General features: G+C 61.5%; 9 protein-coding genes. 6 read left to right on the top strand and 3 right to left on the bottom strand.

The window, feature by feature from the left end; genetic code table 11:
* Window positions 1-68 precede the first annotated feature (68 nt).
* Both K0H47_RS20350 and K0H47_RS20345 read right to left on the bottom strand, forming a co-directional pair.
* Entirely contained in the window at window positions 69-1,406 is a 1,338-nt protein-coding gene (locus K0H47_RS20350; RefSeq protein ID WP_063028530.1) for a lysine N(6)-hydroxylase/L-ornithine N(5)-oxygenase family protein, read from the bottom strand.
* Window positions 1,407-1,535: 129 nt separating this feature from the next.
* Complete coding sequence (locus tag K0H47_RS20345; protein WP_093207894.1) at window positions 1,536-2,018, bottom strand: sigma-70 family RNA polymerase sigma factor; 483 nt, start codon at window positions 2,016-2,018, stop codon at window positions 1,536-1,538.
* 323 nt (window positions 2,019-2,341) lie between these two features.
* Here K0H47_RS20345 and K0H47_RS20340 point away from each other — a divergent pair, with 323 nt between their 5' ends.
* Genes K0H47_RS20340 through K0H47_RS20330 form a run of 3 tightly spaced genes read left to right on the top strand, consistent with a single transcriptional unit; the run spans window position 2,342 to window position 6,905 of the window.
* On the top strand, window positions 2,342-3,508 hold the full coding sequence (locus K0H47_RS20340) for an efflux RND transporter periplasmic adaptor subunit (protein WP_063028526.1): 1,167 nt from the start codon (window positions 2,342-2,344) through the stop codon (window positions 3,506-3,508).
* Window positions 3,509-5,482 carry a MacB family efflux pump subunit gene (locus K0H47_RS20335; protein ID WP_177026970.1) on the top strand — a complete coding sequence of 658 codons (1,974 nt, stop codon included), beginning with the start codon at window positions 3,509-3,511 and terminating at the stop codon, window positions 5,480-5,482. It begins immediately after the preceding gene.
* A 7-nt stretch (window positions 5,483-5,489) separates the two neighbouring features.
* Complete coding sequence (locus K0H47_RS20330; protein WP_093207889.1) at window positions 5,490-6,905, top strand: efflux transporter outer membrane subunit; 1,416 nt, start codon at window positions 5,490-5,492, stop codon at window positions 6,903-6,905.
* 46 nt (window positions 6,906-6,951) lie between these two features.
* On the opposite strand, the gene K0H47_RS20325 is transcribed toward K0H47_RS20330, so the two are convergent.
* Window positions 6,952-8,577, bottom strand: coding sequence for a PvdJ/PvdD/PvdP-like protein (locus K0H47_RS20325; protein WP_219273522.1), 1,626 nt, complete (start codon window positions 8,575-8,577; stop codon window positions 6,952-6,954).
* A gap of 198 nt (window positions 8,578-8,775) precedes the next feature.
* Here K0H47_RS20325 and pvdM point away from each other — a divergent pair, with 198 nt between their 5' ends.
* From pvdM to K0H47_RS20310, 3 genes are all read left to right on the top strand, one after another.
* Window positions 8,776-10,146: a pyoverdine-tailoring dipeptidase-like protein PvdM gene (pvdM, locus tag K0H47_RS20320; protein WP_219273521.1), complete on the top strand. Its 1,371-nt coding sequence runs from the start codon at window positions 8,776-8,778 to the stop codon at window positions 10,144-10,146.
* A gap of 23 nt (window positions 10,147-10,169) precedes the next feature.
* Window positions 10,170-11,483 carry an aminotransferase class V-fold PLP-dependent enzyme gene (locus tag K0H47_RS20315; protein ID WP_063028516.1) on the top strand — a complete coding sequence of 438 codons (1,314 nt, stop codon included), beginning with the start codon at window positions 10,170-10,172 and terminating at the stop codon, window positions 11,481-11,483.
* 111 nt (window positions 11,484-11,594) lie between these two features.
* Window positions 11,595-12,455, top strand: a complete 861-nt coding sequence (locus K0H47_RS20310) for a formylglycine-generating enzyme family protein (protein WP_093207880.1) — start codon at window positions 11,595-11,597, stop codon at window positions 12,453-12,455.
* The last annotated feature ends 11 nt before the right edge of the window (window positions 12,456-12,466 follow it).

Below are 12,466 nucleotides of genomic sequence, written 5' to 3'. Positions count from 1 at the left end.
GGGGCTTCTACCGATACTGGTTTTTTGTACAGTATCAGCAGCCGCCCCCGCGGTTCAAGTGCAGCCTGTCAGCTGGCGGTGGCCAGCAACAAGTCCTGCACCGAACGGCTCTTGCCGCGGCTGCGGTCGTGCTCGTACAGCGACGCGGCAATCTCGTCGGCACGGATCGGCAGGATCGACAGCAAGGTATCGCTCAAGCCATGGCTGGCCTGGCTGAAGCCCTGCATGTAGATGCCGGCCTTGCAGCGCTCGTCGGTAACAATGCGGTAGTCGCGGCTGACTTCAAAGTCGCCCATATAGTCCGCCAGCGGTGCCAGCAACTGCCGGTGCATCTGGCGCTCATACCCGGTGGCCAGCACCACGGCGTCGTAGTGATTCAGGCTGGTTTCGCCGGTGGCGTTGTTGCGCAACGCCAACTCCACACCCAGTGGCCCGGCCGTGGCTTTTTCCACGGTGGTGAGGGTACGGAACGCGTGACGGGCGATGCCGGAGACTTTCTGCCGGTAGAAGATCCCGTAGATACGCTCGATCAGGTCCAGGTCCACCACCGAGTAATTGGTGTTGTGGTACTCGTTGACCAGGCGCTCGCGCTCGCTGCCGTTCTGCTGGAACACCAGGTCGGTGAACTCCGGCGAGAACACTTCGTTGACGAACGGGCTGTCATCCGCAGGCTTGAGGGCCGAGCCGCGCAGGATCATGTCCACCTGAACCGACGGAAAGCTGTCGTTGAGGTCAATAAACGCCTCGGCTGCGCTCTGGCCACCACCGATAATCGCGATGCGCATCGGCTTGCCGTCAACACACGGTTGCTGGGCCATGCGCTCCAGGTACTGGGAGTGATGGAACACCCGCCCGTCATCCTTGAGCGCCTTGAACGACGCCGGAATACGCGGCGTACCACCGGCGCTGACCACCACCGACCGGGTAGTGCGCACATGCTGTTCACCCTGGGCATCCCGGGAAATTACCCGCAGCGCCTCGACCTGCTGCTGATGCAGGATCGGCTCGATGGCCAGCACTTCCTCGCCGTAACGGCTTTGCGCCTGGAACTGCCCGGAGACCCAGCGCAGGTAGTCGTTGTACTCCATGCGGCACGGATAGAAGGTGCCCAGGTTGATGAAGTCCACCAGGCGGCCGTGGGCTTTCAGGTAATTGACGAAAGAATACGGGCTGGTGGGATTGCGCAGGGTCACCAGGTCCTTGAGGAAGGAAATCTGCAATTCACTCTGGGCCACGAGGGTATTGCCGTGCCAGCGGTAGTCGGCCTGCTTGTCGAGGAACAGCACGTCCAGTTTGCCCTGGGCTTTCTCGCGTTCCTGCAGGGCGATGGCCAACGCCAGGTTCGAAGGGCCGAAACCGATACCGATCAAGTCGTGAACGGCGGGCGATGCAATTGCCTGTGTCATTCCAGTGTCCTCTGGATAAGCCCCGTGGCGGTGTGGGGCGGGAAAGCCTCAGAGACCTGAAGGCTAAACAACAGGTCATGTGTTGATAGGAGACGAGGACAATGAAAAAAAATTTAGCTACCGCTGGAATCAGTGCGCATCCCACTCACGCATGCGCACCCGGCAATGCTTCATGGCATTGACGATATGTTTTTCCACCAGCGCGCGGGAAATATTCAGGCGCTCGGCGATTTGCACATGGGACAGCCCCTCCAGCTTGCGCAGCAGGAAGCTGTCGCGGCACAGCACCGGTAGCTCGGCCAGGGCACGCTCGAGCATGTCCAGGCGCTGACCGTGATCGTGGCTGTTATGAGGTGACGTCGTACAGTAACGCTCTTCGCTGTCGAGCACTTCCAGTGGCTCATCCTGGCGCAAGGCGTTGCGCCGGTGACCGTCGATCACCAGATTAAGCGCCGTGCGATACAAAAACGCCCGCGGCTGCTCAATCGGAGTCGTACTGGCACGCGCCAGTACCCGTACATAAGCGTCATGCACCACATCTTCGGCCACCTGACGGTTGCCTAGCTTGGCGTTAAGGAAACACACCAGCTCGCGATAGTAGTTTTCCAACATGACTCCCAACCGCCTGGAGGGCGGTTTGTCGTTACGCCATATCGAACGCCTCGCTGATACGATGGCGGCACGATGATGGCAAGTGCGAAGGTGCGTAATTTATAGTAGTTCTCATATAGATTTAAAGCGCCCCATGGATTTGTCGGAAAGTTTTTCTTGCTGCTATACCTGTAACCCTATGTGTCTTCACTTAAATTCCCATGCCGCTGCACCGTTTAATGGACAGTTTCCCGTGCCTGCCGCCTAAGAGGCAGTTTTGCGCTGCGGCCCTGTTTTGACCGCATCCTGAACCACGGGCCGATTTCCATTGGCCGGAATACTGCATGAAACGTCCCCGACAGACCCGCCGTGCTCTGCTTGTATCGCTTTGCCTGATTCCCGTTGTCGGCTTCACTGCCTGGCAATTCGTTCCGCCAGGCCGGGACAACCTCGCCACCGTTGAAGTCAGTCGAGCCGACATAGAAAGTAGTGTGACAGCCTTGGGCACCCTGCAACCACGACGCTACGTGGATGTCGGGGCGCAAGCGTCCGGGCAGATACAAAAGATCCACGTCGAAGTCGGCAGCGAGGTCAAGGAAGGCCAACTGCTGGTGGAAATCGACCCTTCCACACAAAAAGCCAAACTTGACGCCGGGCGCTTCTCCATAGAGAACCTCAAGGCCCAGTTGCAAGAACAACAAGCCCTGCACGACCTGGCACAGCAGAAATACCGCCGCCAACAGACACTTGCCAACGGGGGTGCGACCCGCGAAGAGGATGTGCAGACCGCCCGTGCCGAGGTGCGCGCCACCCAGGCGCGTATCGCGATGTTTCAGGCGCAGATCCGCCAGGCCCAGGCGAGCTTGCGCAGTGACGAAGCAGAACTGGGCTACACACGCATTTATGCGCCGATGTCCGGCACCGTGGTCGCAGTGGATGCCCGAGAGGGCCAAACCCTCAATGCCCAGCAACAAACGCCGCTGATATTGCGAATCGCCAAGCTATCGCCCATGACGGTCTGGGCCGAGGTCTCCGAGGCCGACATCGGTCACGTCAAACCTGGCATGAACGCTTACTTCACCACCCTGAGCGGCGGCACGCGGCGCTGGAAAAGCTCGGTACGCCAGATACTGCCGGTGCCCCCCAAACCACTGGACCAAAGCAGCAAAGGCGGCGCAAACCCATCAGGCAAAGGCAAGGGCGGCGTGGTGGTGCTGTACACGGTTCTACTGGACGTCGACAACGCTGACCACGCCTTGATGGCAGAGATGACCACCCAAGTGTTCTTTGTCGCCAACGAGGCGCGCAACGTGCTGACCGCTCCCATCGCCGCTCTGCAGGACGGCCAGCAAGCCGATCGGCCACAAGTGCGCGTAGTCGCCAGCGACGGCACGATCCAGACGCGCGAGGTGCGCACCGGCATCAGTGACCGGCTGCGGGTGCAGATTCTCGACGGCTTGAATGACGGCGACCATCTGCTGATCGGTCCTGCTGACGGCGCAGGGGGTTGAATGCGCACGCCTCTGATCGATCTGCGCGACATTCGTAAATCCTATGGTGGTGACGACAGCCCGCTGGTCGAGGTACTCCGGGGGATCGACATGTCGATCCACGCCGGGGAATTCGTCGCCATCGTAGGCGCTTCCGGCTCCGGAAAGTCGACCCTGATGAATATCCTCGGGTGCCTTGATCGGCCCACATCAGGCGACTACCTGTTCGCCGGGGAAAATGTCGCCCAGCTGGACAGCGATGAACTGGCCTGGCTGCGCCGCGAGGCATTTGGGTTCGTGTTTCAGGGCTACCACCTGATCCCCTCGGGCTCTGCCCAGGAAAACGTCGAGATGCCCGCGATCTATGCCGGTACCCCGGTGGCCGAGCGGCATGCCCGAGCCTATGCGCTCCTCGAACGCCTGGGGCTCGGCGAGCGGACTGGCAACCGCCCACACCAACTCTCCGGCGGCCAGCAACAACGGGTTTCGATTGCAAGGGCGCTGATGAACGGCGGCCATATCATTCTCGCCGATGAACCGACGGGGGCCCTCGACAGCCACAGCGGCGCCGAGGTCATGACACTGCTCGATGAACTGGCGAGCCAGGGCCACGTCGTCATCCTGATTACCCACGACCGCGAAGTCGCCGCGCGCGCCAAGCGCATCATCGAGATCCGCGACGGCCTGATCATCAGCGACAGCGCCGCCGACAATCCCGGCGTGCAGCACTCAGCCAACCCAGGCGCCCTTCAGGCCATTGACCTGCGCCGACGCCTGAGCGACGGCAGCGAGGCCAGCGGCGCCTGGAAAGGAGAATTGCTGGACGCGGTCAAAGCCGCGTGGCGGGTGATGTGGATCAACCGCTTCCGCACCGCCCTGACCCTGCTCGGCATCATCATCGGTGTTGCCTCCGTGGTGGTCATGCTGGCGGTGGGTGAAGGCAGCAAGCGTCAGGTCATGGCACAAATGGGCGCGTTCGGCTCGAACATCATTTACCTGGGTGGTTACGCCGCCACCCCGCGCACACCCGAAGGGCAAGTGACCCTGGACGACGTTGCCGCCCTGGCCACCCTGCCCCAGGTCAAGATGATAATGCCCATCAACGGCCGCGAGACCATGGTGCGTTACGGCAATGTCGACCATGTGATGTACACCGGTGGCAACGGGGTGGATTTTTCGGCCATTTTCAACTGGCCGGTAGTCCAGGGCAGTTTTTTCACCCAGGCCGATGTCGACGCCGGGACCGCGGTGGCAGTGATCGGCAAGAAAGTCCGGGAAAAAGTCCTCAAGGATGTGGCCAACCCCATAGGTCAATACATCTTGATCGAGAACGTGCCATTTCAGGTCGTAGGTGTGCTCGCCGGCAAGGGCGCAAGCTCCGGCGAACAAGACAGCGATGAACGTATTGTGGTGCCCTACTCGGCAGCCAGCTTTCGGTTGTTCGCCACCCACACGCCTGAGTACGTGGTCATCGCCGCCGCCGACGCACGCAATGTCAAACAGACAGAACGAGCCATCGAGCAACTGATGCTGCGCCTGCACGGTGGCAAGCGTGACTTCGAACTGACCAACAATGCCGCGATGATCCAGGCCGAGGCCAGGACCCAGAATACCCTGTCGTTGATGCTAGGCTCGATTGCCGCGATTTCCTTGCTGGTGGGCGGTATCGGGGTGATGAACATCATGCTGATGACGGTACGCGAACGCACGCGTGAAATCGGCATTCGCATGGCCACCGGCGCTCGCCAGCGAGACATCCTGCGCCAGTTCCTGACCGAAGCCGTGATGCTCTCGGTCGTCGGCGGGATAGCCGGCATCGGCCTCGCCTTGCTGGTGGGCGGCATTCTGATTCTCAGCGAGGTAGCGGTGGCCTTCACCGGGCTGGCGGTACTCGGCGCTTTTGCCTGTGCGCTGGTGACCGGCGTTGTCTTCGGCTACATGCCGGCCCGCAAGGCTGCCCGGCTCGACCCAGTAACGGCACTGACCAGTGAATGATCAAACGATGAAAACGCCCCTGCACCTGTTTTCCCTTTGCCTGTTGCTCAGTGCTTGTTCGGCCACAGTGCCGCCAGCGCAGAACGGGGTGCAAGCCCCTGACAATTGGCATTCGCCGAGCACTCAAGGCACGGCCCTGCAGAGCGCCCAATGGTGGACCACTTTTGGTAGCCCGGAACTGGACCGCATCATCGCACAGGCACGCAGCACCAGCTTCGACCTGGCAGCCGCCGTCGCACGCGTTCGCCAAGCCCAGGCTGGTGCGGCCATCGCCGGCGGCCCGCTGCTGCCAGAACTGAAGGGCGCGCTGAATGCCAGCCGCGAAAAACTCCTGCGAGGCAAAGGCTACAGCCAACTCGATGCCACGGATGACAACAAGGCCGTGGACTATTTCGATGCGACCTTAAGCGCCAGCTATGAAGTCGACTTCTGGGGCGGCCGTCGCGCCGCCTTTGACAGCGCTGTGCTGGGCGTGCGCGCCAGCGAATTCGACCGGGTCACCGTGGAGCTGACCCTGCTCGGCAGCGTCGCCGATACGTATGCCCAAACCTTGTCGCTGCGCGAACGCAGCCGAATTGCGGCGCTTAACCTGGCCAATGCACAAGCCGTCCTGAAGCTGGTGCAGACTCGACATGACGCCGGGAGCGCCACCACCCTTGAGTTGGCGCAACAGAAAAGCCTGGTAGCCGCCCAACAACGCCAACTGCCACTGGTACAGCAACAAGCTGAGGGGGCCCTGATCACCCTGGCCGCCCTGCTCGGCCAACCGGTGCAAAACCTGACGCTGGAAAGCAAAGACCTCAATCAACTGAACTGGCCGAGCATCGGTGCCGGCCTGCCCAGTGAACTACTCAGTCGCCGCCCGGACATTGCCCGGGCCGAAGCCCAGCTCGCCGCCGCCCAGGCTGATGTCACCGTCGCCCGGGCAGCCATGCTGCCCACCGTGACCTTAAGCGCAAACCTCGGCTCGGGCGCCAGCACCGCCTCAGACATCCTGCGCAGCCCTTTCTATAACCTGACAGCCGGGCTGGTGGCGCCAATCTTCAACAACGGACGCCTGAGCGCTGAGCGCGACAAGGCCAGCGCCCGTCAGGAAGAGCTGCTTTACAACTATCGCGGGGCGATCATCAACGGCTTTGCCGATGTCGAACGCGCACTGACCGACATTCGCGGTATCGACCAGCAGCGACAATGGCAACAGGAAGAACTGAACCAGGCGCAGATCGCCTTCGATATTGCCCAGAACCGCTACCAGGCGGGCGCGGAGGACTTGCTGACCGTGCTTGAGACCCAACGCACGCTTTACGCAGCCCAGGACCTCAATGTGCAACTGCGCTTATCCCGCGTGCAAGCCAGCATCGGGCTGTACAAAGCCTTGGGGGGTGGGTGGACGGTACCGACGGAGCTGAGCAGCAACCGTTAGTACCGGAGGATCATCGGGTGGGATCCGCGCGCCCACCCTGTGCAGATCAGAGCAACCGCTGCGTGAGCTTCAGGTGCCGGGCGTACCAGGGTCGTTTCGGAACACGCTTGAACAGGTTCCCCAGGTTTTTTTCATCACCAAAGGTAATGCGCAGCGCGAGCTTCATGGTCTCTGGGTCCATTTCCATCGACTTGCCGGCCTGCAGGCCCGGTGTCGTACTGCAACCATGGGTCACCGGGCCCAGCCACGGATCACCCACGTCAACCCAACGTCCCTGGGCAAACCACGGCACGCCATTGACTTCCATCCGCGTAACTTCCCCGGGGTGAAAGCGCTCGTGGGCGCGGAACCAGTCTTCCACACGATCATCAATCCAGCCGTGGAAATGCCAGAACACCGGGCTGACATGGGATGAAAACGGGTCGCCGAGAAAATCGTTCTCAGGCCGGAACCAGCGCGCGGAAAAGTCCGCCGGATCACGTGCCATCGGTACCGGCGCACCATTGGAAGGATCACGGGGTACCGACGCCCAGCGCATGTGTAACCAGTCGTGCAAGCCCAGTTCAATTTCCGAACCAAACTGCCCAAGGCTCAATGTCGAAAGATAACGAGGGTCCCGATACTGCGACTCCCAGACCTGGAAGTTACTGTGATAGGTCTCGGCGGCTTTGATGTCGCTGACCCACTGGGTGTATTCATCATCACCCTCGGCCATCCAGGTCGGCGGCAAGGCAAAGCCATCATGGTTGTCGAAATACCGCGCAAAGCCCTGGCGATCACGCTCCAGCTCGGGCTGAGGCATCGGAAAACTCGGCCACGACGGGAGATCCTGCATTGATCTCGCGGTAGTGAGCATGTGCCGATGCATGAAAAAAAAGTCGACGCCTGAACCGTTGCGATCCTTGCGTGGACCACGGGCGTCACGCTCCTGGTCGCGTGGACCAGGTTGCCAGCCGATACCTCGAAGGACACCGCGCTTTTCTTCGGACAAGATATGCCACTTGTCCCGCGAGGCATGCCACAACTGATGAAATAGCCGATGCTCCGGAGCAATCAGCCATGCCAGCAACGTCGGATTCAGGCCAATACGCTCGCGAGCTTCGGGGAATGTGCGCTTGATGGCGATAAAACGGTTCTCGCTCTCCGCAAGCATCAGTGGACGATGCAGGTCCATTATCACGCCGCTGAGGGTGCCGCTGCCGGCATTGCCGAAATCAGCCCAGACTTCGTCCAGGGTCACAATGAACTCATAGTCCGGCGCGCCCCCGGCGCTGTCGCGATTGACCAGGCGCCAGCGAACCTGCGCCGGGTTTGCCGGCACCAGGTCGCCAACCACCCGATAGCGCGGCTGAGCGTCGGCCCGCAAGCCCTGTGCAGTGTCGAGAAAACCGCGCAAGCCACGACCACGATGCGCGACATCGAGAAACAGCTGCAAACCATCAAGGGGCAAGCCGGCCAGGCCCGCATCGCGCCCTTCGAATCGAACGTCCCAGACGCCCCTCAGGTTGTTGGCAAGCTGCTGCCCCGCAAGCGTCGCCAGGTCGACGGTAGCCTCACCTGGCGTGATCGGCTCGTCCACGCGCGTAAGCTCACGATGCCCGTAATAAGCGGCAGGAACGGCGGCACCGGTCAGCGCCAGGCCCGCGAGGAACCATCGTCGAGAAATCGTCATTGCCCTACCTGTTAACCATCAAGCGTGTCAGCCATGAAGCCGGCTTTATCCAAGCTAGAACGTTTGTTGCACGGCAAAATTTAGCGCCACCGTGACCGCGTGTGGGGGAGCCTAAATTTCCATCGCCCCGACTCGTTCTTCCCAGATAGCAAAGGCCCCGGTGCCTGCACTTCGAAGGCGAACCTGACTGAGATGGCAATGAAAAAACCTCGTTCGAAAAAGGCTCTCTACCTAGGCCTGCCCCTGGCATTGGCCGTGACCGCCGCTACCGGCTTTTTCGTCTGGGACTACGGGTTCAGGAACAACCCCGGGTACCCTGTCAAAGTCATGAAGCAAGCCGATGAGCTGCAAGACCGGATCATTTCGTTCGATAGCCACATCACTTTACCAGTGACATTCGGCACCGCCGGAAATGAAGCCGATAAAGACGGCGGCGATCAGTTCGACCTGATCAAGGCCGCACGCGGACGCCTGTCGGGAGCCGCCTTGACGATCTTTGGCTGGCCGGAAATCTGGAACGGCCCCAACGCGCCGCACAAGCCCACCGCCGGCTTCGTCGACGGCGCGCGCAACGAACAGGAAGTACGCTACAAAATCATCAGCGCCATGGTGCGCGACTTCCCCGAGCGGGTCGGCATTGCCTACACACCCGACGATTTCCGCCGCCTGCATGGCGAGGGCAAGTTTGCGATCTTCATCAGCATGCTCAACGCCTACCCACTGGGCAACGACCTGACCCAGCTGGACCTGTGGACCGCCCGGGGCATGCGCATGTTCGGCTTCAGCTATATCGGCAACAACGAATGGGCCGATTCCTCGCGACCACTGCCATTTTTCAACGACTCGCCGGACGCCTTGGACGGCCTCTCCGAGATCGGGAAACAGGCAGTCAAGCGCCTCAACGACCTGGGTGTGATCATCGACGTGTCGCAAATGTCCACCAAGGCCCTGGTTCAGGTGAGCCAACTGAGCCGGGCACCAATGGTTGCCTCGCACTCGGCACCACGGGGCATCGTCGACATCCCGCGCAACCTCAGCGACAAGGAACTGCAACTGATCAAGAACAGTGGTGGCGTGGTCCAGGTAGTTGCCTTTCCGGCCTACCTCAAGCCGCTGAGCCAGGGCACCCAGGACAAGCTCAATACCCTTCGCGCCAAGTTCGACCTGCCACCCCTGCCCAACCTCGCCATGGCCTTGATGCCCGGTGACCCGGTAATTGCCGTGTGGCCAGAGCAGCGCTTTGGCGCATACGCAAAAGGCTTGTACTCGACCCTGGATGACGAGCCGCTGGCAACCCTCAAGGACTTCGCTGACGCCATCGACTACACCGTGAAGAAAATCGGCATCGACCACGTCGGCATCAGCTCGGACTTCAACGACGGTGGCGGCCTCAAAGGTTTCAAGGACGTCAGCGAGATCCGCAATGTCACCGCCGAACTGATCCAGCGCGGTTACTCCGAGGCCGATATCGCCAAGCTCTGGGGCGGCAACTTCCTGCGGGTATGGGGCCAGGTACAAGCCCTGGCGGCCAAACCCGGGCAAGCGTCCAACCCAGCGACCCAACCATGAATTCGCAACCAGGAAAACCCGCCGTGGACGATCGAAGAAGTTTCCTCAAGAAAGCCGGCCTGCTGGCCGCCGGACTGCAATTGCAGGGCTGCGTCTCGGCAACTGCCAGAACGGACGGGGCCGCCGCCATAACCGGTAGCACTCGCCCGGCAACCCCGGACGACTGGCAGCAGGTACGGGGTCAGTTCAACATCGATACCGATTGGACTCACCTCGCCGGCTTCCTGATCACTTCGCACCCTCGTATGGTGCGCGATGATATCGCCGCCCACCGGGACCGCATCGACCGCAACCCCGCCGAAGAGATGGACTACCTCAACATCTGGCGCCACGAAGATGACTCCCGGGCCTGGGCGGCGCGCTATCTGGGAGTCCAGACACCTCAGATCGCGTTGACCGGCAGCACCACCGAGGGCATCGGCCTGATCTACAACGGCCTGGTGATCCACCCTGGCCAGGAGGTACTGACCAGCGAGCACGAACACTACGCCACCAAGGGCGCCCTGAGTTTTCGCGCCGAACGGGACGGCACCCGAATCAAGACCATCCGCCTGTTCAAGGACCCGCACACCGTCACCGCCGACGAAGTGCTGGACACGCTCTCGCGCAATATCAGCGCCAAGACCCGAGTGCTGGCCATGACCTGGGTGCACTCGGGCAGCGGGATAAAAATGCCCATTGCCGAGATCGGCAAACTGGTGGATGAGCGCAACCGCTCGCGCGGCGAAAAAGACCGGATTATCTTCTGCGTCGACGGTGTCCATGGCTTTGGCGTGGAGAACGTCAACTTTGCCGACCTTAATTGCGACTACTTCATGGCCGGCACCCACAAGTGGATATTCGGCCCTCGCGGCACCGGCATCATCTGCTCGCGCAACCCGCAGGTGCAGGGCCTGATCCCGACCTTTGAAAGCTTCTCGGCCAGCGAAGACTTCGGCACCACCATGACACCCGGCGGATACCATGCCTTCGAGCATCAGTGGGCGTTGCGCAAGGCGTTCGAATTCCACCTGCAATTGGGCAAGGATCGGGTCGCCACGCGCATCCATCAGCTCAACAGCGAGTTCAAGGAGCATCTGCAGCAAGTTCGCGGGGTGCAACTGGTGACACCGGCAAGCACCGAGCTGTCAGCCGGATTCACCTTTTTCAGGGTCAAGGACGTGGCACCGGAAACCGTCGCGCACTACCTCAAGGCCAACAAAGTGATCGCCGACGCCACGGATCGCGATGTCGGCCCATTGGTGCGCACAGCGCCAGGCCTGCTCAATGACAGCGCACAGTTGCAACGTGTCGCACGACTGCTGGCCGAGGCGCCGTTCAATCGAAGGACGGCATAGGTCCAGAGCCCGGCCTACGGCGCAGCAGCTCGCGCATCAACCCGCCTGCTGCGCTAAATTTTACCTTGGCACTCTCGTTTCAATAGCACTTGTCGCTATCGGAAAGAGCCCATGCCCACACTTCGCGTCTACTTGCCCGCCGCCATTTTGAGCTGCCTGTTGCCACTGGCTGCGCAGGCTGCCAGCCCACCAGCACCAGGGAGTACTTTCAAGGACTGCAAAGACTGCCCGGAAATGGTCGTGCTGCCAGCCGGCAGCTTCACCATGGGCACTCCGGAAGGCGAGGTCGGCCGGGAGCCGGACGAAGGCCCACTGCACACGGTAACCTTCGCCAGGCCCTTGGCCATGGGCAGGTTCCAGATTCTGGCCAGCGAGTGGGAAACCTATGTGCGCCAGTCCGGCAACCGCACTCCCGATGGTGACGCCAACGACGGCTCCGATTGCAAGGCCGGCAAGCCCGGCTACCCACAAAGCGCACGGCAACCTGCAGTGTGCATGGGCTGGGATGACGTGCAGCAGTATGTTGCCTGGCTGTCGAAAAAGACCGGCAAGCACTACCGCCTGCAATCGGAAGCAGAGCGCGAGTACGGCGCCCGCGCCGGCAGTACCGGCCCGTTCCCGTTTCCCTTCGACGCCGAAGGCCAGTACAGCATTGCCAAGCACGCCAACACCTACGGCCCGGCCGATGGCTTCACCTACACCTCGCCCGCCGGCAGTTTCCCGGCCAATGCCTTCGGCCTGTACGACATGCACGGCAACGTATGGGAATGGACCCAGGACTGCTTCAACGACAGCTACAACGGCGCGCCCGCCGACGGCAGCGCATGGATGACCGGTGACTGCGAAGTCCACCAGATTCGCGGCAACGACTGGAGCAGTGCTCCAGTGTTCTCACGCTCCGGCAACCGCAACCACACCATCCCCAACGACCGCCAGAACTGGCTGGGCTTCCGGGTCGTCCGGGAGCTGTAACCACTCCAGGT

Source organism: Pseudomonas sp. Xaverov 83 (genome assembly GCF_019352905.1).
GTDB lineage: Bacteria > Pseudomonadota > Gammaproteobacteria > Pseudomonadales > Pseudomonadaceae > Aquipseudomonas > Aquipseudomonas yamanorum.
This window is presented reverse-complemented; position numbering and strand designations above follow the sequence as displayed.